Source organism: Streptococcus infantis, from assembly GCF_047465035.1.
Classification (GTDB): domain Bacteria; phylum Bacillota; class Bacilli; order Lactobacillales; family Streptococcaceae; genus Streptococcus; species Streptococcus infantis_T.
Genome location: NZ_JASHAQ010000024.1, coordinates 1 through 24,118, shown reverse-complemented (window position 1 = coordinate 24,118; position 24,118 = coordinate 1). Strand labels below are relative to the sequence as shown.

At 41.0% G+C, this 24,118-nt stretch carries 12 protein-coding genes; all 12 read right to left on the bottom strand.

From position 1 onward, the window contains the following. A partial coding sequence (locus QM406_RS09130; protein ID WP_414274048.1) for an alpha-L-fucosidase occupies positions 1-5,458 on the bottom strand: 5,458 nt, incomplete at its 3' end. Between the two features lie 322 nt (positions 5,459-5,780). After that, a complete protein-coding gene (locus tag QM406_RS09125) occupies positions 5,781-6,665 on the bottom strand; it encodes an ROK family protein (RefSeq protein WP_414274047.1) in 885 nt (294 codons plus the stop codon). 15 nt (positions 6,666-6,680) lie between these two features. Beyond that, complete coding sequence (locus QM406_RS09120; RefSeq protein WP_049529758.1) at positions 6,681-7,598, bottom strand: dihydrodipicolinate synthase family protein; 918 nt, start codon at positions 7,596-7,598, stop codon at positions 6,681-6,683. Between the two features lie 164 nt (positions 7,599-7,762). Next, positions 7,763-8,413, bottom strand: a complete 651-nt coding sequence (locus tag QM406_RS09115; RefSeq protein WP_301559511.1) for a YesL family protein — start codon at positions 8,411-8,413, stop codon at positions 7,763-7,765. Positions 8,414-8,433: 20 nt separating this feature from the next. Further along, the gene (locus QM406_RS09110) at positions 8,434-8,886 is read right to left on the bottom strand and encodes a YhcH/YjgK/YiaL family protein (RefSeq protein ID WP_414274049.1); all 453 of its coding nucleotides are present in this window, start codon (positions 8,884-8,886) and stop codon (positions 8,434-8,436) included. A gap of 200 nt (positions 8,887-9,086) precedes the next feature. Further along, a complete protein-coding gene (locus QM406_RS09105) occupies positions 9,087-9,926 on the bottom strand; it encodes a carbohydrate ABC transporter permease (protein ID WP_045613500.1) in 840 nt (279 codons plus the stop codon). Between the two features lie 16 nt (positions 9,927-9,942). Continuing rightward, positions 9,943-10,809: a carbohydrate ABC transporter permease gene (locus QM406_RS09100; protein ID WP_075231411.1), complete on the bottom strand. Its 867-nt coding sequence runs from the start codon at positions 10,807-10,809 to the stop codon at positions 9,943-9,945. A gap of 231 nt (positions 10,810-11,040) precedes the next feature. Then, a complete protein-coding gene (locus tag QM406_RS09095; protein WP_075231409.1) occupies positions 11,041-12,369 on the bottom strand; it encodes an ABC transporter substrate-binding protein in 1,329 nt (442 codons plus the stop codon). Between the two features lie 117 nt (positions 12,370-12,486). Further along, positions 12,487-13,185 (bottom strand): N-acetylmannosamine-6-phosphate 2-epimerase, encoded by a 699-nt coding sequence (locus tag QM406_RS09090; protein ID WP_075231410.1) that lies wholly within the window; start codon positions 13,183-13,185, stop codon positions 12,487-12,489. A 294-nt stretch (positions 13,186-13,479) separates the two neighbouring features. Further along, on the bottom strand, positions 13,480-16,911 hold the full coding sequence (locus QM406_RS09085; RefSeq protein ID WP_414274046.1) for an SIALI-17 repeat-containing surface protein: 3,432 nt from the start codon (positions 16,909-16,911) through the stop codon (positions 13,480-13,482). A 574-nt stretch (positions 16,912-17,485) separates the two neighbouring features. Next, positions 17,486-22,300, bottom strand: a complete 4,815-nt coding sequence (locus tag QM406_RS09080) for an SIALI-17 repeat-containing surface protein (protein WP_414274045.1) — start codon at positions 22,298-22,300, stop codon at positions 17,486-17,488. A 360-nt stretch (positions 22,301-22,660) separates the two neighbouring features. Further along, positions 22,661-23,644, bottom strand: a complete 984-nt coding sequence (locus QM406_RS09075; protein WP_414274044.1) for an acetylxylan esterase — start codon at positions 23,642-23,644, stop codon at positions 22,661-22,663. Positions 23,645-24,118: the final 474 nt, after the last annotated feature.

Sequence of the window (24,118 nt, the reverse complement as noted above, 5' to 3'; positions counted from 1 at the left end):
GTAAGGCTTTGTCTACCGCATCCTGTGTCTTGGCTGCTTCGATCGCTGCGATGGCTTGTTCTGATAACTCGACTAGTTTCTTCTTAGCTTCTTTATCGTTGCCTAGTTCCTTGCTCTTGTTTTGAATAGCTTCTGCCAAGCTTGCCATAGCCTTATCATAGTCAATCTTAGGCTCTTCCGGCTGTGCTGGTGGCTCTGGTTTCGGATCCTCTTTCGGAGTTGCTTGAAGTTGATTGATGGAAGTTAGAGATTCTTGTAAGGCCTTATCGACTGCATCCTGTGTCTTGGCTGCTTCAATCGCTGCGATTGCTTGCTCGGACAACTCAACTAGTTTCTTCTTAGCTTCTTTATCGTTGCCTAGTTCCTTGCTCTTGTTTTGAATAGCCTCTGCCAAACTTGCCATGGCCTTATCATAGTCAATCTTAGGCTCTTCTGGTTGAGCTGGTTGCTCTGGTGTTGGTTCCTCTTTTGGAGTCGCTTGAAGTTGGTTGATAGAAGTTAGAGCTGCTTGCAAGGCTTTGTCTACCGCATCCTGAGTCTTAGCTTCCTGGATAGCAGTAAGAGCTTGTTCGGCCAACTCAACTAATTTCTTCTTAGCTTCCTTATCATCGCCAAGTTCTTTAGTCTTTCTTTCAATCGCTTCTGCCAGACTTGCCATAGCCTTGTCGTAGTTTGGCTCCTCTGGCTGTTCTGGTGTCGGTGTGTCATCTGAACCGTAGTTGTCTTCCTTATCAAGAATAGCTTGTAAGGTTGTAGCTGTCAGCATTAACTCTTGCGCATTGACATCGCTTGCTGAAAGTTGCTCTGATAATTTGTCCAAGTTTGACTTGAAAGCTTGACGTGCCTCTGGAGTGTTCTTCAAGCTTGTTTGATCAAATTTAACCAACTCATCCTTCCAATTCTTCATAGCTTGGATCAACTCTTCTTTGGTATAAAGAGCACTATCTTCGCCATGAGTGATGAACTGGTCAACTTGGATACCAATATTTTTCGTAGTATCATTACGTTTTGGATCCAATTGCAAGGTTACAGCATGCCAACCTTCTTCAAGTCCAGTTAGACGAACGAGAGTCTGATCACCTTGACGTGTGGCAGCTGTACCACTGAAGTACTTCTTACCGTTGTATTCAGATGCATTACCTAGGCCATCTTGATACTCGACTCTTCTACCATCTAACGTCACCTTGTAGATACCATGACCTGGGTCTACAAAACCTTTAATTTCTAAACCTGTACCGTAGAAGTAGGCTGTTACGCTGGCATTTTTCTTCTGCTCTTCTGTTAAACGACCAAATGACGCCCAAGACTCAGTGTTTTGGTATTTACCTGATGAATTGGTTTCATGGTGCCAACCTGGGCTATAGTCAAGTTGACTTGCCTGATCATCATGACTGACTTGATCTTTTTGAAGCAATTCAGCTTTCATCACTCGAATCGTTGCTTCTGAAGCAAAGCCAAGCAAAGCTTCATCTGAAGCACTCGTCATTTTCACTTTGAAGTCAAAGATAGAGTCAGCTTGCTCCGTAAAGTCAATTGTCGGAATGGTCAAAGTCTTTTCTGTTTCACCATCTTGGAAGGTCAAATCAGCCGTTGTATCTTTATAAACCTTACCGTGAACCCCTGTTCCTGGCTCAGTCACGACATGAACTGTCGCAACTCCCTTGCTACCACCAACACGTTTGATGGTTACAGTAACTGGTTGGCCTTTTTGAACTTCATAGGTTGTTTCTTTCAACTCAAACATACCTTTACCAGCATTATTGAGCGTGTAGATACCTTCAGTTGCAATAGCTTTTCCAGTTTTGTTAACGAGTTTGATGGTATGTTCACCTGGAGCCAAGTCATCTGTTTCATAAACCATCTGGCTACGTTTACGAGCTGCATTATTGGTTTGTACATCTGCAACCTTTTGACCATCAACGTAAACCGACATTTCACCGTGGTTTGGATCCACTGTAGATACGACATAAGCCTTAGTTCCGTTGAAACGGTAAGTTACGCTTGCATCTTTTTGGTTAGTCCACATAGATGTTCCGCGGATACCTTCAGATTCGTCATACCAAGTTGTATTTGCTTTATCTGCTGTTGTATTTGAATGGTAATCCAAACCTAGAGGATAGCCATCTGTTTTTTCGATACTACTTGGTGTCTTATAAACAGAGAAGTTTGTCAAAATAGGAGTTGCTTGCGCACCAGTAATAGTCACACGAATCTTTTGTGCTTCCACAGGTTGACCTTGGACGAGACGACGATAACCAACAGTCGAACCTTCTCCATATGGAACCCAGCGACCATTGAGCTCAACTTCAACCTTAAATCCAGAGATACGTTGACCTTTAGCAATATCTTCTTTGAGTTCAACTACGTCAAAGCGTCTCTTTTGACCGAGATCCACAGTGAATTCACCTGTCTTGGCATCATTTGACAATGCCCAACTAGTATCATCCTTACCATCTGTTAGGTTGCTTGCTTGGTACAAGTGATTCTTACGAGTAGAGCTTGCAGTAACTGTTGCGCCTTTAGCAAAATCAGTTGCATACATTTGATCCAAGGTTGCTCGGAATTCTTTCAAGCGCGCCACATCTGCATCTGCGAATTTACCTTCTTTATTTGGTGGAATATTGAGGAGAAGTGGCGTTCCACGACCAACAGACTTGAAGTAGATATCCATCAAATCTTTGATTGATTTTGGCTGTTGATTGTCATGGTAGAACCAACCTGAACGAATAGAAACGTCTGCTTCACCGACAGAGTACATATCTCCTTCTGGGTCTCCATGGTTGAGATATTCATTCTTCACATCATCAGTGATTTTAGCTTTCTTGACTTTATGCCAAACTGGATCTCCAGCGATACCACGTTCATTACCGATCCAACGGACACTTGTCGGTTGTGCAGAGAAGATAGCGATATCTCCTTCAGCTTCCTTGATGTACTTGAACCACTCGTCAAAGGTGTAGGTTACTTTTTGAGCTCCGCTACCACGCGCACCATCCATCCAAACTTCGATAAATTTACCATTATTTCCGTATTTTGGATTGCCAAGGATTTCTTTCAGTTGGTTGAGGTAGTATTCGTTGTACTCTTTTTCAGTTGAAACATGATATTTAGGGTTATTGGCATCCCATGGTGATAGGTAAACACCCATATTCATGTCATATTTCGTTGCTGATTTAGAGATTTCTTCGAGAAGGTCTCCCTTACCGTCTTTCCATGGACTTGCAGCTACCGTATGGTCTGTGTATTTAGATGGATAAATCACAAAACCGTCGTGGTGTTTGACAACCATGATTGTTCGTTTGAACCCAGCATCCTTCAAAGTCTTAATCCACTGGTCTGTATCAAGGTTTGTCGGGTTAAAGTTTTGAGGATTTTCTCTACCATTTCCCCACTCAGAGTTGGTATAAGTATTCATACCATAGTGGATAAAGGCAGCCAATTCTTCCTTATGGTAGTCCAATTGAGCCTTGCTTGGAAGTGGTCCGTAAGCAGCAATTTCTGTTTCTTCATCTTTTGGATCAACCACTGGAGTTACAGGAGTTACTGGTTTCGGATCTTCAATTTTTTCGTATTCAAAAATAACTTGATTCACTCCTTTTTGTTGGATGGTTGCTTCTTGGCTTGCATTGACTGCACGATATCCTGCAATATCTTTGGCTTGGAATCGATGAACAAAGGAAACATCGTATTCCTTACCTTCATTATTGTCCACAGTTGCAGCTGCTAATTCTTGGTCTGTACCTTTCAAGCGGTAATGAACATCAAAGGAACCTTTATTTACCTTATAAACCACCTTGATGACACGAGTTCCTGCAGGAGCCTTGCTCACAACACTATAATCATCTTCCCAAGCGTCTTTTAGCTGTTTATTGACGACTTTGCCATCAATTGAAACAATCTCATATTTTTCTTTATTCTTCTTGTAGAAATCAGTCTTCTCAATTTCTGTTTTATAGTTATAGTCAAACTGAGTTCCAACTTCTGTCTTTTCAACAAAAGTATCGTTTTCTTTTACTAGATTATCATTTTGGTCCACATGTTCGACAACTACTCGACCATAGTCAACACCTTCAACTAAGGTTGCTACACCGCTTTCATCGAAGGAGTATTTGTTTTCACCGATAACAGCTGTCTTATTTCTGAGCATTTCTCCCTCTGGAGTGAAGTAATAACGATTGCCGTTATCACCTTGATACCAGCCTTTAACACCGTACTTGTCAATGATTTCTTTGACCCATGCCAATTGTTCTGGCGAGAGGACAAGACCTCCACCAAAGCGATCTTTTTCAGGGATGTTCATATTGTCAACAGTACCACGTTGGTGAATACCGATTACCTTACCATCACCGTTGATGATACCACCACCTGAAAGACCTGATACAGAAGTCAAACGATAAGTAACACCAACTGTTCCCTTATCATCATACTTTTCAGTACCTTTAACAACACCATCAGCCTTATACAATTGACCAGGTACGATTGGTTCTTTCAATTCTGGAGATGTTGAGTCTGTAGGGTAGCCGATCGTGCTAACAGGTTCACCAGCTTTGTATTCTCGATGTTCTGCTAAAGGAGTAAAGGTAGCTGCCTTATTTGGACTTGCAATTGAAAGTGGAACTGGAGCTACAACCAAGGCTAGGTCATTCTTATAGCCTTCACCGAATTTTTCTTTATTCCAGAAATGAATATCTTTTTCCTTGAACAAAACAGTATTTCCAGAGCTTGGCAAAGAATTATTCTTAGCAGTATTTGAACCTACATTGTAATAGAACTTAGCCGTATCACCACCACGGATAGAACCCGCATTAGTATCTGCATCCTTGACCAAGAAGTTGTGGGCCACTGTCAAGATGACATTTGGAGCAACAAAGATACCTGAACCTGAGTTAAGGTATCGCTGACTACCGCCATTTGCCAGAGGTGAGCTAAAGATTGAATAAACCATAGTAGCAGATGTTGCTGGTTGACCTTCATAATTGATATGCTTAAGGTCTTGTCCGCCATTGATAATGGCTCTATTTTCTTTTCCAGCTTCAGATGGAGCTGCTTCTGTAGGTTTCAAAATGCTCTTAGTCTCTACTTGTGGGCTTTCTTTTTCTGATACAATAGCTGCAGTATCCACTTTTTTCACTGGTGTATCAGGATAAGCACGATCAGGGATTTCTTCAGGGAGTAAATCACCAGCCACTTCAGCAGTTTTTCCTTCCTCTGACACTTTCTCGACAGCAGGTTCTGTTTTTTCAGTTACTTCTTCTTTGACTGCTTCTTCTTTTTTATGATCTACATCTGCCACTTCTTTTGCTTGACTATCTACTTCAAGTTTTGGTTCTGTCACAAGTTCACTAGCCGCAACATTACCAGATGCAAAAAAAGCAAGACCGACTGCTACAGAAGCAACACCAACAGTCAGTTTACGAATACTAAATATTCGACCTTTTTCTAAAAAATATTGTTTCATCAAATACTCCTAATCTTCTAGAGCAGTCAGCTACTGCCCGAGCCCAGTGTTATCTGGCGACAATTTTGGTTTGATTCCCTAGCTTAAAATTCTTTCTCTGAGCTATTTATTTTTGGGCAAGCTCTTATTAGGAAATCGCTTACATTTTTTGAAAATAAAATAAGGCTCAAACTAGCAAAAATTTTACCTAGAGTTTCTGCAGTATAATAAATATACTATATTATCCTGAAAAATGCAAGGGCTTCCAAAGTTTTAACTGGATTTTTACTAAATACTTTTGCCACTATTTACCACTAAAAAATCCTAAAGTGGCAAGGCCAGCTTAGGATTGTTTTGTTTTGAAGTGATAGTATGCACCAAGCATACCTGCAGTATTTTGATGATGCGCAAATTCTAATCTTGTTTTTTCCGCTAGACTTGGAACAAGCGCATTTTTTAGAGCTTTACGAATTTTTGGTTTCAAAATCGCTTCCTGCCCCATAATACCACCACCTAGTATAACAACCTCAGGATTGGCAACATAACAAATGTTAGCAAGACCTTTCCCAAGATAGTCTACCATACGGTCAATTCCCTCCATACAGAGTTTATTGCCTTCTGTAGCTTCTTTGAAAATTCTACGACCATTCCAATGTCCTACTTCTTCACCATGAGCCTTAGCTACATACTCAACCAAGGCAGTTGTAGAAGCTAAATCTTGGAAAGCCCCATCTTGCATATGCATATAACCAACTTCACAGGCAGAATTACTAAATCCATGGAAAATCTGGCCGTCAATGATTAAGCAACCGCCGATACCTGTTCCGATGGTCAAACATAGCGTTATGCCTGCACCTTTTCCTGATCCAGAAACAGCTTCTGCTAGCCCTGCGCAGTTGACATCATTTTCAATTTCACAAGGAATGTTAAAGCTTTCTTCAATTTCTTTTTTAAATTGAGTTCCTGCATAGTTTGGAATTTGTGGACCAGCATAGAAAATCTCACCCTTATCAGGGTCAACCATTCCCGCAGAGGAAATGGCCACACCTGACACTGGTCCTCTTTCTAGATAGCTAGCTACGATATCTTTTGTCTTTTGTAAGATGTGTGGACCACCCTTATGAGCCTCAGTCGCTACTTCGTGAGACTCTACAAGTTGTCCATCTTGGTCAATCAAACCGTATTTGATATTAGTTCCACCAATATCAATTGCAACATAATTAGCCATAAAGCCTCCTGTTGATTAGAGGAAACGCTCCTTAGTTTCACGAATCAATGCCGCAGCTGCTTCTACAACTGGACGATCTTCTTCGGTCACTGGTGTAAGTGGAGAACGAACTGATCCGATATTAAGTCCTTCATTGATTTTCAAGACTTCTTTGATAACGCCGTACATATTTCCATGAGCTGCAGTCAATTTACCGATGATAGCGTTGATAGCGTATTGCAATTCACGCGCTGTTTCTAGGTCTTTATCTGCAATCAATTGGTTGAGTTTCAAGAAGAGTTCTGGCATAGCACCATAAGTACCACCGATACCAGCTTTTGCACCCATGAGACGTCCACCTAGGAATTGTTCATCTGGACCGTTAAAGACGATATGATCATCACCACCAAGACTAACAAAAGTTTGGATATCTTGAACTGGCATTGAAGAATTTTTAACACCAATGACACGTGGGTTTTTCAACATTTCTGTGTAAAGACTTGGAGTCAAGGCAACACCTGCCAATTGAGGAATGTTGTAGATAACGTAGTCTGTATTTGGTGCCGCTGCACTGATGTCGTTCCAGTATTTAGCAACTGAGTACTCAGGCAAACGGAAGTAAATTGGTGGGATTGTTGCAATAGCATCTACTCCCAAGCTTTCAGCATGGCGAGCCAATTCAATACTATCTTTTGTATTGTTACAAGCCACATGAGCAATGATGGTCAATTTACCTTTAGCAACTGCCATGACTTCTTCCAAGATCAATTTACGGTCTTCTACGCTTTGGTAGATACATTCACCTGAAGAACCGTTGACATAAAGCCCCTGAACACCTTTATCAATGAAGTATTGCACCAAGGCACGAGTACGTTCTGGGCTTACTTCACCCGCATCATCATAACATGCGTAGAAGGCAGGAATGACACCTTCATATTTTTTTAAATCTGACATAGATTTCTCCTAAGATTTCTTATTTTCTGCTCTTGGCAGATGATTTTTTACTATTTTAGTATACACCTTGTGAAAAGCGCTTTCAATACATCTCAGCCACTTAGATTTTAATTTCTATTCATCTCCCATAGCTTTTTATGTTTGAAAGTAGTTTCATATCATTTTCAATCTGCTTGATATTTAGCAAACAATTTTTCCATTAATCCAGCTTGGCAAAAGGCAAGAAGGCCAAAGCCAAAAAGTAGAAATGCTGAACCACCAAGCACTAGAGTGAAGCCTGATAGATAGAGAAGCATCATGATTAATAAAATAATTGCAAGCATCAAGAAGAACCAAACGAAATTAAAACTTACCAAAAGTAAGCCCTTTTGGAGCACTTCTTTCCAAGTTAATTCATAGCGTGCAGCAATTGGATAGCTAGCCAACATAACTAGGGTTAAAAATATCAGAATTCCCAAGCAAATAGCTTTAATGAGCTGAAAGCCTAGGCTGGTTTGCCCCCAGAATAGTGATAAGTCAACAACGCTAATCAGAAAAATTCCTAGTTCCAACAAACCTAACTGGAGACCTAATTTCAAATTTTGCTTAAAGGCTCTCATATAAGTTTTAAAAACAGGAACACGTCGACTACTCTTAACTTCAAAGATTGTCTGATAGAGACTGATTTTCGCTACTCCGATCGTCACAATTGGCAAACAAGACACAACAAAGAGTAGATTAACCGTCACAATATCTAAAACTTTCTCGCAAAAACGCATCAGAAAGTTATCCGTATCAAATGCCGCTTTTATCAATCCAGATCCTTTATGTGCCATTGTTTGCTCCTCCTAACTGACTAATCGATTAAAATTTTAAATAAATATTTGCGAACTTTATCTTCCATACCTGCATAACCATTAGGTTGATGAGGTTCACCTGGGAAAAAGATTGCAAAATTGTGATAACCCAATAAAAGTGGGTATTGTTCATGACAATGGACAAAGCCGATATCGCTAGCTTCGTCAAAGGCTACAGCCTCGTCTTTTACACGAGAACCGTAGCTAGAATACTCATGCCCTTCAACCAACAAATGCAAATCTGCATAGTTTTTATGATGCTCAAAGCGATCATTTTCCTCTTGGTTAAGAACATTTTCCTGTACAACTAAGAAAACCTTATCTCCATCAATCTCGTATTTGCCTAATTCAAAACTATCTTTACGATGCTCATAGAGATAATCAATGGCCTTGTCCAAATTTGGGTGAATTCCCTTGTAAAAGCTAATGTTTTTTAAATCATCAAAAATCATAGTAATTTCCTTTACCTGATTGTTACCTTCAGACATACGATGTCTAGCCAGTAAGTTTATAAGTGTCTAACAAAACTTCATGAAGTAAGCAACTCCTCTCCATTTTGTAGACACTTATATATCCTGTATTCTCTTAGTCTATCAACTATACTGCTGCATACTGATAAACAGATTCTACTATATTCAATTTTCGCAGAGGACTATCCTTTGACAGCTCCCATAGTAATCCCTTGAGTAAAGGATTTTTGGAAGACCAGGAAGACTGTTACGATTGGCACAGCTGCAAGGGCAGCCCCTGCCATGATCAAACCATAGTTAGTTGCCATCTCGGCCTGCATAGTCGCAACCCCGAGCGAGATGGTCAAGTTTTGACGTGAAGTCAACATTACCAATTGCATGAAGTAGTCATTCCAAGTATTGATGAAGGTAAAGATTGCAAGAGCTGCAAATCCTGGCTTCACGATAGGGAAGGCTACGCTCCAGAATGTACGAATCTCGCCACATCCATCGATTTTAGCAGATTCGAGCAATTCTGTAGGAATGTTTTCACTGAACTGTTTCATGAGGAAGACCCCGAATGGCCATCCAATCAAAGGCAAGATAACTGCCCAAAGAGTATCATGGATTCCCATGAAGTTGACGATACGTACCAATGGCACAAGGACAACTTGTTTTGGAAGAGCCATGGCAGCGATAAAAATTGCAAAGAGAATGCGTTGACCATAGAAACGTTTCTTAGCCAATACATAACCTGCTAGTGAAGAGGTTGCACAAACCAAGAACATTGTTACTAAAGAAATGAACACTGAGTTCCACATCCATTGCAAGGCTGGGTTTTGCACCATCAATTGTTGGAAGTTCTCCATTGTTGGAGCTTTAGGGAACCATTGTGGTGGAATCATAATGGTATCCGGTTGTGATTTGAATGCACCCGTCAAGATCCAGTAGAATGGAAAGATGAAGAGTACAGTCAACAAGAGCAAAATGATAGTTGAAATAACAGTGAAGGCTGTTAAAGGTTTCTTTTGTGTAGATTGCATAGCTGTCTCCTTTCTCTTAGTATTCTACGTCGTTTCCAAGCACTTTGAATTGAACAAAGCTTACGATAGCAATCATGATTGCCAAGAAGACACCGATGGTATTAGCATAACCGTATTCTGTCAATTGGAAGGCTTTTTCGTAAAGGTAGTACATAAGTGTACTTGTTGAGTAGTTTGGTCCACCAGATGTCAAAAGCTGAATGAGGGCGAAACACTGGAATGAGTTAATCGTTGTGATGATTGCGATATAAAGAGTTGTCGGAAGCAGACTTGGCCATTTAATCTTCCAGAAAACTTGAAACTCAGTAGCGCCATCAACACGCGCCGCTTCAACCAGTGAGTTGTCAATATTTCCCATTGCCGCGATGTAAAGGATAATCGGTTGACCAACAGAAGTTGTCAAAAGGATAATCATAATCGCAAGCAAAGCCCAGTTTTTATCTCCGAGCCAAGAAATGTTCTGGCTGATAATGTTGCTCGACTTAAGGACAAAGTTCAAAATACCTGATAGTGGATCGTAGATCCATTTCCAAACAACCGTAACAGCAACACTACCAGTAACAACAGGTAGGAAGAATACGAAACGGTAGAAAGATCTAGCAACCGCATTTTGTTGGTAGGTTTGTGATGCCACAAAAAGTGAAAAGAGTACAACGACCGGTACAGATCCGATAACCAAGATAACGGTGTTGATCAAAGATTTTGTAAAGACAGGGTCTTTAAACATGCGGATGTAGTTGTCCAATCCCACAAACTCAAAGCTAGTCATCGAGTAGTTAAAGAAACTAGTGATGAAGCCCATGATCATTGGAGCTAAGACGAAGACGGTAAAGAAGATTAATACTGGTGCTAAGAATGCGTAGGAAATAACTGTTTCCCGCATACGGATTTTATTGACTTTCACAGTCGGCACCTCACTTTCAAATAGTTTTTGTTTTTTGATTGTCGTCTGACATTGATGTAAAATCAAAATGAAATTTTTCAAGATTAGCCTATGTAAGAACTTCATTTTAATTTTGACCTGTCAGTTTCTTACATTTTTTAAACAAAACTCCCCCTTTTCGTACACAAATGTGCACAGGGAAAAGGGGGGATTTTACTTTTTATTTAGGGCTTATTGTTTAGCTGCTTTTTTGATTGTTTCATTCGCTTTTTCAGTGAATGCTTTCAATGCTGCAGCAGGTTGTTCATCACCATTTGATACAGCTTGCAACATTGGGAACCAAAGTGTTCTCATTTCAGCAAATCCGTCGATTGTGTTGTAGTATGGTGAGTAGTATTGAGTCCAACCACTGATTGTTTCCATACGTTTGTCATCGTAAAGTTTTCCAAATGAAGTACGAACTGGGAATGCTCCTGTACGAACTACGTCTTTAGGACCCCACTCTTTATCATCAGCGATGAATTGGATGAATTTCTTAGCTGCAGCAACTTTCTTTTCATCTTTGTTGTTAAATACTGCAAATCCGTTTACAAGGTATTCAAGAGCTGGTTTGCCAGAATCAGATGGGAATGGAACTTCTACCACTTCAACTTTACTTGCTTCCAAAAGTTTAGCTTGGATACCGTTTTGAGCTGGTGCCCAAAGGATTGTGTATGAAGTTTGACCGTTTGCAAAGTTTTGGATGTCTGCTCCACCGTCAAATTGTGAACCGTTATTCAACAAACCATCTTTGATCCAGCTAGCTGCTTTTTCAAGACCTTTAACGAATTTAGGATCATCAGTTGTATATTTAGTTACTTCTTTATCAGTTACAGAACCGCCGTAAAGGTTAGAGATGAAGGCACGTGTTCCTTGGTCTCCCCCTTGACCAGAACTGAACAATGAACCTGGAGTGTATCCTTTATCTTTAAGTGCTTTCAAGACTTTTTCAAAATCATCAGTTGTCCAACCTTCTTTAACAAGGTTAGCTACACCAGCATCTTCCAACATTTTCTTGTTCATAGCCATGTAGAATGGTGCAGAACTGATTGGATACATGTATGCTTTGTCACCAGCTTTACTTGCTTGTACGATGTTTTCGTTGTTAACATCTTTCACAAATTCATCTGTAAAGAGGTCATTCAACTCAGCCAATTTACCATTTTTACCGTAATTGATGATACGACCTGGTGCATCGAAAAGTACATCTGGAGCTGTACCAGCTTCGATAGCTGTTGTGATTTTTTCTGGTCCAGATTTGAAGTCGATTGTTTCTAGTTTAACTTTGATATCTGGATTTGCTTTTTCGAAAGCTTCGATGATAGATTTTTCATAAGTTCCAACACCGTCACCAGATTTTTCTTGAGTAAATACCGGGAATGCCCACCAAGTAATTTCTGTTGTTGCTGCTGCATCGCCTGATTTGGCAGCATCTTTGTTAGCGTCTGATTTGCCACAAGCAGCAAGTGATAGAACCGCAGCACCCGCAAGTACTGTACAAGCTAGTTTTCTAAATTTCATTTGTATTCTCCTAAATGATGTTAAGCGTATCCGAATTGGATAAAGAGCAACGCCGACTTTGTATACGTTTTCATTTTTCCCTACTAATCAACCACTCTCCTCGTTTTTTATATGATGTTACTTAAGACCGGCAACAAAGCGTTCCGTAATCTCTTTTGGTCTAGTAATAGCGCCACCTACAACGATGCCTCGCACTCCATAACCTAGGATTTGCTTAGCTTGTTCTGGTGTATGAATTTTTCCTTCAGCAATGACGTCCACCCCTGCGTCGCAGAGTTTTTTGATGAGTTCAAAATCTGGGCCATCCACTTTTGGACTGTAAGAAGTGTAACCTGATAGAGTTGTACCGACAAAGTCAATTCCTGCCTCTACTGCTGTTAAGCCTTCTTCAAAGGTACTTGTATCCGCCATCAATAATTGATTTGGATATTTTTCCTTCACTTGGCGAATAAATTCTTGAATCTCTAAGCCGTCATAACGTTCACGCTTAGTACAGTCAAGAGCGATAACTTCGATATCTAGCGCAGCTAATTCATCCACTTCCTTCATTGTAGCAGTAATGAATGGTTCTTGTGGTGGATAGTCTCGCTTGATAATCCCGATAATTGGAAGTTTTGTAACTTCCTTGATTTCCTTGATATCTCGGACACTGTTTGCCCGAATACCGACCGCTCCACCTTGCTCTGCTGCTTTGACTAGCAAGGGGATTACTCCTCCCGCTTCTGTGTAGAGCGGTTCATGAGGAAGAGCCTGGCAAGAAACAATGATTCCATCTTTAATCTGTTCAATCAAAGCTTCTTTACTAATTTGTGGCATCCACTTTCCTCCTTTTCTTTTCCTTTGTGCTTATGTGACTATTATAGCTCATTATTAAAACGCTTTCAATGTTTTGTACTAGAATAGATTGAAGTTTCAAAACAATTTTATGCAACAATTCATCCTGAAAGTAGTTTCAGACGTCTAAAATTCTTCCCAGTACCTCTCAAAGCCTTGAAAACATCCCTTTTTACTCGTAAAAACGAAAGAAAAAGGCCGTAACACCTTCTGGTTACGACCCTTTCTAGTAAGGATCAAGTTTATCTATAAAACCTTTAAATTTTATCTATTTCACTAATATTCTTTTTTCTTACCAATGGCGAACATGCCAAGAAGCATCCCCACAAGTCCTACACTTGCAAGAGTTGCAGCATCTTCACTTCCAGTTTCAGGAAGTGCTTGCTGATGTATTACAGGCGCTGCTGGTGCCTGATAGGTCTTATCTTGTGACATGGCCTGAACCACAATCTCTTGCTCACCTTTGAACTCTGGGACTTCATGTACAGCACCTTCAGCACCATTAACTCCGTCTACAAATTCTGGGGTTTCTAACTTAGCTGATTCTACTGCATTCACACTACCGCTAAATTCTGGGACTTCATGAATAGTGGCTTCGCCATTTACTCCTCCGGTGAACTCAGGCACTTCATGGACAGCTACTTCTGCACCATTGACACCGCCTACAAATTCTGGAGATTCTGCTCTTGCTGCTTCTACTGCGTTCACACCACCTGTAAATTCTGGTTGTTCATGAACCGCTGCTTCTACACCATTAACTCCACCTACAAATTCTGGATCATTGGCTACGGCTGCTTCCTCGCCATTGACACCGCTATTGAATTCTGGTACTTCATGTACGGCTGCTTCTGCACCGTTGACAGATCCTTCAAAGGCTGGATTCTCAGGGGTGACAAGACTGTCTATGTTGACACCACCACTAAATTCTGGTTGTTCATGAACCGCTGCTTCCTCACCGTTGACTCCACCTGTAAATTCTGGAAATTCATGAACTGCCGCTTCGCTTCCATTTACTGCTCCAGGAATACCTGCTCCTTCAAGACTCACTGGAAGGTTGTGCATACTCTCGATCGCTCCAGAAGCAAGGCCAGTTATCTCTTGACCTAGATCTGACTTATCTATTGTGAATAGAAGAGTCTTAGTATCGTACTGGGTCATAAAGTTTATTTTTTTACCATTTGCCAACTGAAGTGTTGGGATTTTGTTAACTAAAACTTCTGAATCAAATTCTACTGCAAGAATTCCTGGCCATTTTTCAATAACATTTTTAACTTTGGCTTCTTTAGGAGAAATTCTTTCCTTCGTTAAGAAATCCCAGTTGAATTTCTTGAAGGATAGAGTATAAGGATTGCCACCAGCTTCATGATGCTCGTACAAGAGACCAAATTCTTTTGGTCCGATCTGTTGAAGTGAGTTATAGGCATACTCTCCTTCTTGAATCAAATGATGATGCAACCAAGTCAACTCGCCATCTTCTTCTACGCGAGCCACTCGAATATGGCCATTCTTACGACCTGGGCCATTGGCATTTGCTAGAAGGATGTACTCTTTACCATCTTGAACCGTATGAGTCGCCGCCATTTGAACATAAACATCAGGTACATCATAGCGTGCTACATAGTTGTCCCATGTAATACCACCATCATTACTTGTCGCAACCTGCAAATCACCAGTCAAACCACGCATAAAGAGTTTCAACTGACCATTGTTCAGCTGAACAACTGAAGCCTCCGTATTTTGAGCGTAGTAATTGTTCATGTTGCTTGAATCAACTACTGTGCCATCATGAAGCGTACGCTTGTCATTGACACCGCCACCCATATGCCAAGTCTTACCATGGTCATCTGAGTAGATGATGCGAGACGATTGAGATCCGTTTAGGTGGTTTGTTCTGTTTGTCGTATAAACAGGAACGACGATCCGACCTTTATGAGGTCCATTCTGGAGGGTAATGCCCACTCCAGGTCCCACACCTAAGAATTTCATCCAATCAGCTTTGACCATTGGAGTAATATCTTGTGGTGCAGACCAAGTTTTACCATCATCATCACTGTAAGACATCCATAGGTAGCTGTCTTTAGCAATTCTAAATGGAGAAGTTTTATTACTTGTAAAGTAGATATTTCCTAGTAACTGCTCACCCTGATAAAGATCACCTTTATCGCTATAAGCCGGCTTGACAGGATTTACAACAACACGGTAATCCGTTGCCTGACCATCTGGTGTGTAGACTACACCATTTTCACGAATAGTATAGGCCCCATTTTCTCCTTCACGATAGAGAATTTGGTAGGTTTTCCCATCAATTTCTTTATAAGCTTCCTCTTTTTCAGCTGACATCCCAAAGATACCTTTCCCTTCTGGGAACATATCGTAAACTGAGAAGATTCGTTTAGTTTCCGTATCTTGGACCAGAACCATATCGATGTTTACTGGTGAACCAATGTTTGGATCCTTGGCTTTTGGATTGTCACGTAGATTGGTAAGCGTGATACGATCGCCCCATGTTTGGCCCTTGTCTTCACTTCGTTTAACGACCATACCGATATCACCCCAGTCAGAGTAGTGTAAGCGGCGTTCGTCAGCACCAGCAATCAAAGTTCCCTTGTCAGTCTTAAGGAGAGCTGGAATACGATAGCTATTAATACCATCTGGATTTGACTGCCCATTTTTACCAGCTTCAAAGACATCCTTTTTATCTGTTATCTCAGCTCCTTCTGGAAGCTTTTTCTCTAATTCGGATCTTTCAAAGAGGTAGCTACGATTTTGAACTTCTTCTGGACTCAAGGCACGATCGTAAACAGTTAGATTACGAACTTGTAATCCTGCCCCCCAAACCATACTTCCTGCACGATTTGTGGTACCAATTTGCATATGATTTACATCAGGCATATCTTTGATAAAGCGTCCTGATTTCTTACTTGTTCGTGACAAGACTCCATTTACATAGAGACGAACTTGTCCATCTGGAGAATCAGCACTTGGTCTTTCAACTGTAAAGGTTACTGAGTTCCACTGACCTGGTTTGACTGTTAATGGTGCGTCTGTGTATCTATCATAAAATTGGTCGCCATTTTGATCGCGGCCCTCAATCAAGGCAACGTTGTTATACACAGCCATTGTAAAGTATTCATTTCTTACCTTATCACTTGATACTGAGAAAAGGTTATAAAATGCTGGTGCAGAAGCATCTGGTTTGAACTCCATATGAATGGTCGCATTTTGAAGCTGTTTCAGTTTGTCCAATTGCTCTGTCAAATCAATTCTATTGCTATTTGCAGCATTAGTCTCTACATCTTCCTTTTCAAGAACAGTATTGACATTTTCCAACTCTCTAGCATAGTAATCACGTGGAAGCGAAGCTGGATCTTGTTCGGTTTCTCTAGTTGCTTCTGCTGTTTCTGCTGTTGCAGTTGTCTCTGTTCCTGCTGTTGCAGTTGTCTCTGTTCCAGTATGTGCTTCTGTAGATGTATGTGTGACTGTATCTACTCCATTAGACTCAGTAACATTCTTTTCAGTATCTGCTACTTTTTCAGTTTGACCCTTGTCTACTCCAAGCTCAGTGATCTCATTACTGGTAGCTGTTGATTCTTGAGCTAATACTGGTGACGCACCGAAAACAACTGCTCCAATCACAACCGAAGCTGTTCCAACTGCAAATTTACGAATTCCATATCGTTGTTTTTTTTCAAAATGACTATGTTTCATTTCTTGTCCTTTCACCTCGAAAATAAAGCGCTTTCTTTTTTGCTTAAAATTTTTAGTCATCTGACTAAATGACAAAAATTACTTTTTCACGAATGGTTACACTCGCTCTTTCAAATTTTCTCTCACTTAACGCCCCATCGTTAACTAGAGTCTCCTACTCCTTTCAAATTTTATCTTATTCACATTATATAATAAATCCTCCCCTTTTAAGAGAGATTGAGATAGAACAGATTATACTTTCAGTTTTTGAAACATAAATTCAGACATTTGAAACTACTTTCGGATGCTTTGGATTTTTCTAACATAAAATTGCTTCATTCGGTTGAATCGTTTTTTAATGAACTTTATCTCAAACTTATACTCAATGAAAATCAAAGAGCAAACTAGGAAGCTAACCGCAAGCTGTACTTGAGTACGGTAAGGCGAAGCTGACGTGGTTTGAAGAGATTTTCGAAGAGTATTAACTATTTGACTCCTGATTTATCTAGATCAAAAAGGCCGTAACTAGTTTTAGTCACGACCCTTTCTAAGATAAGATCAAATTTCTCTATGAATTTCGTTGATTTTAACTATTTCATTGATCTTCTTTTTTCTTGCCCATAGCAAACATACCTAGGAGCATTCCTACAAGTCCTAGAGAGGCAAGAGGAGCAACAGCTTCACTTCCTGTTTCAGGAAGAAGTTGCTGACGAGCAGCAGGGGCTTGATAAGTTTTATCTTCTGCCATGGCCTGAACCACAATTGACTGTTCTCCCTTATATTCTGAGACCTCATGGACAGCAGCTTCAGCACTGTTTGCACCACCTTCATACGATAGAACTTCTGTACTCGCAGATTCTAAACCATTGACACCGCCTGTATATTCTGGCACCTCTAACTGAGCGGACTCTACTCCATTGACACCACCTGTGTACTCTGGAACTTCTAACTTAGCAGATTCTACTCCATTAACGCTGCCTACGTACTCTGGAACTTCTAACTTAGCGGACTCTACTCCATTGACGCCACCTGTGTATTCTGGAACTTCTAACTTAGCGGACTCCACTCCATTGACGCTACCTGCATACTCTGGAACTTCTAACTTAGCAGTTTCCACTGCATTAACGCCACCTTCATAAGCTGGAAGTTCTGAGCTTGCTGCTTCGACCGCATTAGCACCGCCTTCATAGGCTGGAAGTTCTGAACTTGCTGCTTCTACTGCATTAATGCCACCTTCATAAGCTGGAAGTTCTGAGCTTGCTGCTTCTACTGCATTAACGCCACCTTCATAAGCTGGAAGTTCTGAGCTTGCTGCTTCGACCGCATTAGCGCCGCCTTCATAGGCTGGAAGTTCTGAGCTTGCTGCTTCGACCGCATTAGCGCCGCCTTCATAGGCTGGAACTTCATGAACCGCTGCTTCTACTGCATTCACACCGCCTTCGAACTCTGGGGTTTCTGATGTAGTTGCTCCCTCACTATTGACGCCACCTTCAAAGGTTGAAGTGTCTGACTTAGCGGCTTCTACTGCATTCACACCGCCTTCGAACTCTGGACTTTCTGCCTTAGCTCCTTCCTCACCACTGACGCCACCTTCAAAAGCTGAAGTGTCTGACTTAGCGGCCTCTACTGCATTCACACCGCCTTCGAACTCTGGACTTTCTGCCTTAGCTCCTTCCTCACCATTGACGCCACCTTCAAAGTCTGATGCGTCTGACTTAGAGGCTTCAACTGCATTCACACCGCCTTCGAACTCTGGACTTTCTGCCTTAGCTCCTTCCTCGCCATTGACGCCACCTTCAAAGGTTGAAGTGTCTGACTTAGCGGACTCTACTCCATTCACACCGCCTTCGAACTCTGAACTCTCTGCCTTAGCTCCTTCTTCGCCATTGACACCACCTTCAAAGGTTGAAGTGTCTGACTTAGCGGATTCTACTCCATTCACACCGCCTTCGAACTCTGGACTCTCTGCCTTAGCTCCTTCCTCACCATTGACACCGCCTTCGAAGTCTGAAGCGTCTGACTTGGCTGCTTCTACTGCATTGACTCCGCCTTCGAACTCTGAAGTGTCTGACTTGGCTGCTTCTACTGCATTCACACCGCCTTCGAACTCTGGACTTTCTGCCTTAGCTCCTTCCTCACCATTGACACCGCCTTCGAAGTCTGAAGTGTCTGACTTAGCTGCTTCTACTGTATTCACACCGCCTTCGAAGTCTGAAATTTCATGAACCGCAGCTTCCCCTTTTGAAGTTTCCACTGGAATATATTCTGGAACTTCATGGACCGCGGCTTCTTCGCCGTTCACACCACCTTCAAAAGCTGGCACATCATGAACGGCTGCTTCGGCACCATTGACTCCACCTTCAAATTCCGGAACTTCGTGAATAGTTCCTGGTGGATTTTCTTCAACCTCTATTTCTGGAATTTCATGAACGGCTGCTTCCTCGCTGTTCACACCACCCTCGAAGTCTGAGACTTCATTGACTGCTGCTTCAGCACCATTCACACCGCCTTCGAACTCTGAACTCTCTGCCTTAGCTGCTTCTTCGCCGTTCACACCACCTTCAAAGGCTGGCACGTCATGAACGGCTGCTTCCTCACCGTTGACGCCACCATCAAAGACTGGATCCTCATGAACTGTACCTTCACCATTGACTGCACCTGTAAATTCTGGGACTTCATGAATTTCTGCTTTTGCTCCATTTTTACCACCAGGGACTCCTGCACCTTCAAGACTTACAGGCAAATTATGCATGCTCTCAATTGCACCATCAATGATTTCTGTAATTTCTTGACCAATATCTTCCTTGTTTACTGCAAATAACAATGTTTTGGTATCGTATTGCGTCAAGAAAGCAGCAAAGTTACCATTTGCCAATTTAAGAACTGGTGGTTGATTTACCAATACTTCAGAATCAAATTCTAGAGCAATGACATTTTTGCTCATCTCCACAGCATTTTTCACAGTTGCTTTTGTTGGAGCAATTCTATCCTTGCTTAAGAAATCCCAGTTGAATTTCTTATAAGACAAGGTGTATTCATTTTGAGTGGCAGTTGCATGCTCATAAAGCAAGCCAAATTCACCATTTCCAAGATCTTGCAATGAGTTATAGGCAAATTTGCCACTTTGAATTGGATTGTGCTTGAGCCAAGTTAAATCTCCATTAGCTTCCACACGCGCTAAGTGTACCAAACCATTGTAACGTCCTGGTCCACCTGCATTGCTGAGGATGATATATTCCTTACCATCGTGCACCGTATGAATGGCAGATATTTGAACGTAGACGTCTTTGACATCTGAATAGCGTTTTACATCTTTTTCCCAAGTCGCTCCGCCATCTTTACTTGTCGCTACTTGAAGATCACCTGTCAATCCACGCATGAAGAGTTTGAGATCTCCATTATTCAACTGCACAACAGTTGACTCAGTATTTTGAGCACCTGGATTATTCATCGTTGAAGAGTGAATTGTTTGGTTGCCTACTGGGCGGTTATCATTGACAGCTTCACCAGCGTGCCAAGTTTCACCATGGTCATCTGAGTAAATGACGCGTGAAGACTGAGAACCACTTAGGTAGGATACGTTATTTGTTGTGTAGGCAGGGATAACCAGACGCCCTTTGTGAGGTCCTGAGTGCAAGGCAATACCTGTACCAGGTCCAGTACCTAAGAAGTGCATCCAGTCCTTACGAATGCCGTATGTAATATCTTTTGGTGCAGACCAAGTTTTTCCATCGTCATCACTATAAGACATCCAGAGATAGTTGGTGTTTGAAACTCTAAAGATATTCTTGTCGCTATAATCGAAGTAGACATTACCAATCAGTTCTTCACCCTTGTAAAGATCACCCTTATCACTATAAGCTGGTTTCTTAGGATCAACTACAACACGGTATTCTGTCTTTCTATTTTCAGGGTCAAAGACTTCACCATTTTCACGGATTGTATAACGTCCTGCTTCACCTTTTTTGTATAGAACCTGATAAACCTTATCTCCAATTTGCTCATAGGCTTGTGGTGCTTTTCCTGGTAAATCTCTAACAGCTTCACCTTCTACGAACATATCAAAAATAGAGAAGATTCTCTTAGTTTTCGGATCTTGGACTAGGGCCATGTCAATGTTGACTGGTGATCCCGCATGAGCTCTTCTGGCATTCTCATTATCACGAGGATTTGAGATGACAATTCTATCTCCCCATGTTTTACCCTTATCATCACTACGACGAACAACCATACCGATATCGCCCCAGTCAGAGTGATGCAAGCGTCTCTCATCTGCACCAGCAATCAAGGTTCCTTTATCCGTTTTCAGCAAGGCTGGAATACGATAGCTTGCGATACCATCTTTATTCGGCTTGCGGTTCTCACCACCTTCAAAAACATCCAGTTTATCAGTAACTTCTGCTCCTTCAGGAAGTTTCTTCTCCAACTCTCCTCTTTCAAAAAGTTGGCTACGTTTTTTAACTTCTTCTGGAGTAAGAGTACGATCATAAACCGTTAGATTACGGACTTTAAGATTAGCACCCCAGAAGTTTTTGCCTGTACGTTTTGTTGTACCGATTTGTACATGATTAACATCTGGCATGTCTTGGATGAAACGACCAGACTGAGGACTTGTTCGCGACAAGACACCATTTACATAGACGCGAACTTGACCTTTTGGTTGGTCTGCATTTGGTCTTTCAACTGTAAAGGTTACTGAGTTCCACTCACCTGGCTTAATCTTCAAAGGAGCAGTTTTATAATCACCATAGAATTGGTTTCCATTGGCATCACGACCTTCAACGATAGCTGTGTTATCGAGGATAGCCATGGTAAAATACTCATTTACTTTGGTATCACTAGAGACTGAGAAGAGGTTGTAAAAACGTGGAGCAGATGCATCTGGTTTGAACTCCATATGGATGGTCGCATTTTGAAGTTTTTTAAGCTTGTCTAGCTCCTCCTTCATGTCAACTCTTTGACCATTTGAAGGATTGGTTTCCACATCCTCTTTTTCAATAACAGTATTGGCATTTTCCAACTCTCTGGCATAAAAGTCACGGGGAATATTTCCAACTTCCTCGTCTTCACTCTCTGTAGCTGGAGTTTCGTTTGATGCTTCTGTTTCTGTTGGTTTTTCAGACCCTGGGTTTGCTTGCAACTCTTCACGGCTCACTTCTGTTCCACTATTATTTACTGTGGTTACTTGACCTGCAAGCTCCTTATCTAAATTAGCTAGATTTCCTGTCTCTACTTCCTTAGGCAATTCTGGCAAAGATTGCCCCGCTGTTTCACCATTCGTTGATGGCGCCTCTTGAGCCAAAGCAGGTGCAGCACCAAAAACAACCGCTCCAATTACTACTGAAGCTGCTCCAACTGCAAATTTCCGAATCCCATATCTCTGTTTTCTATCAAAATCTCTCTGATTCATGTGTTCCCTTCCGTTTTTATATAAAGTTAAGCGCTTTCTTTTTTGCTTAAAATTTTTAGCCACTCAGACTAGATGCAAATAAGAAACTGTATTATTGAATGGAATTGCCATTCTTTGTAATGAAATGCTGTTGCGCTTTTAAAAATTCCAAGTTAAAAGATTCGCAACTAGCTATACTCCTTTCACCTTTTATCTTAATCATATTATATAATAAATATTCTAAATTTTAGACTTTGTAATCTATAATAGATTCTACTTTCAAAGATATTTAGAAGTCTCAAACTACCTGAAACTACTTTCTCATTATCTGAGTCACATAAAGAAAACTCTGTAGTTCATTCAAAACTACAGAGCTATTTTTTAATGACCAAGATAGGTAAAGGGAATCTCACTAGCACACAACCAATTGTAAACTTGATCATTGACATGAACATTCATAGTTTCGTGTGCATATTCAGGCATGATACGATAACTCTTTTCACAAGTCAAACGGTTGTAAATAGCAAACTGAGTGATTGGATAGCAGACATCGTCATCTAATCCTGTAATCATTCTCACCTCACCCTTAATACGATGGGCAAGATTTTTCACATCGATATAAGCTAAAGTTTCCATAATTTGCTCCTCAGTTTCGTGGAAAGGATCATGGAACTTAAAGTAACGGAAGAGCTCATCATAGGCTTCGCTGGTATTTCCAATCTCTAGCACTCGTCTAAAGTCTGATAAGAATGGATAAATAGCAACTGTACGTTTGATACGTGGATTGAGACCTGCAGCAACTAAAGCCAAGGCTCCTCCTTGTGAAGCTCCATAGCTAGCCAGTTGTTCCTCATCTACTTGCGGGAGACTAGCTACAATTTCAATCAATTGATAAATATCAAGATAAACATCCTTATAGAAGAGTTGCTCTTTTCCTTCAACAGCACCACGAATGATTTGGCCCTTAACTGTATTTCCGAGAGGTGAGCGCAGCCCATCTTGTGAGTATCCAGATTGTCCACGAACATCCATCGATACGACACCATAACCAGCTACTGTAAAGGCTAGCATATCTGTCCAATCCCAACAACGTCCCATATAGCCATGGAAGTGGAAAATGACAGGTACTTTCTTTTCTGATTTTGGTAAGACTATACGCGCATAAACAAGGCCATCACGGGTACCTTTAAAGGTTAACTCACAACACTTCACAGTTGGAATATGAAAATCTCGTTCCTCCAATTGATAGTCCGATAAAGCCGATAGCTTTTCAATCTCCCTATCCCAAAAAGCATCAAAATCATGAGGAACTTCATCCCTTCCTTTGTAAGTTTTCATTTCTTCTATTAGTGCTGGATTTCTCATAAAACCCTCCTTAATTTTGTAACCGTTACCATAACTCTAGCACATAAAGGTAGGCTTTGCAAGAAGGATTTTTAAATAGAAAGTGATTTTAATTTTGAAGATTCATAAAAGCTTATCTGAAAGTAGTTTTATCCATTCCATTCTGTATAAATTCAATACACTTTCAAAGAATAACAGCTTCTTTGGTCTCTCCTCCAAGAGTCATTGAAGACTAATCTTATACTAATTCAAACTAGGTCAGCTTTATCTGCAACCTGCGGCTAGCTTCCTAGTTTGCTCTTTGATTTTCATTGAGTATTAGCATGTTTTCGGGTATATAGTTGTCTATCTTTAAACTAGTTTTTTTAGGCTCTATAATATTTGTAGTGGGTAAATCCCCTATAGATATTATGGAGCCTATTTTGTTGTAGAAAAAAAGTTCCATAAGATCTATAATGAAAAGCGACCAAACTCTCATTAGAAAGAATCATATGG

Bases quoted from the DNA above. Each gene is read 5' to 3' on its own strand.
- QM406_RS09090 (WP_075231410.1), bottom strand. From the start codon at position 13,185: ATGCCACAAATTAGTAAAGAAGCTTTGATTGAACAGATTAAAGATGGA.
- QM406_RS09115 (WP_301559511.1), bottom strand. From the start codon at position 8,413: ATGGCACATAAAGGATCTGGATTGATAAAAGCGGCATTTGATACGGAT.
- QM406_RS09085 (WP_414274046.1), bottom strand. From the start codon at position 16,911: ATGAAACATAGTCATTTTGAAAAAAAACAACGATATGGAATTCGTAAA.
- QM406_RS09110 (WP_414274049.1), bottom strand. From the start codon at position 8,886: ATGATTTTTGATGATTTAAAAAACATTAGCTTTTACAAGGGAATTCAC.
- QM406_RS09095 (WP_075231409.1), bottom strand. From the start codon at position 12,369: ATGAAATTTAGAAAACTAGCTTGTACAGTACTTGCGGGTGCTGCGGTT.
- QM406_RS09125 (WP_414274047.1), bottom strand. From the start codon at position 6,665: ATGGCTAATTATGTTGCAATTGATATTGGTGGAACTAATATCAAATAC.
- QM406_RS09120 (WP_049529758.1), bottom strand. From the start codon at position 7,598: ATGTCAGATTTAAAAAAATATGAAGGTGTCATTCCTGCCTTCTACGCA.
- QM406_RS09080 (WP_414274045.1), bottom strand. From the start codon at position 22,300: ATGAATCAGAGAGATTTTGATAGAAAACAGAGATATGGGATTCGGAAA.
- QM406_RS09100 (WP_075231411.1), bottom strand. From the start codon at position 10,809: ATGCGGGAAACAGTTATTTCCTACGCATTCTTAGCACCAGTATTAATC.
- QM406_RS09075 (WP_414274044.1), bottom strand. From the start codon at position 23,644: ATGAGAAATCCAGCACTAATAGAAGAAATGAAAACTTACAAAGGAAGG.
- QM406_RS09105 (WP_045613500.1), bottom strand. From the start codon at position 9,926: ATGCAATCTACACAAAAGAAACCTTTAACAGCCTTCACTGTTATTTCA.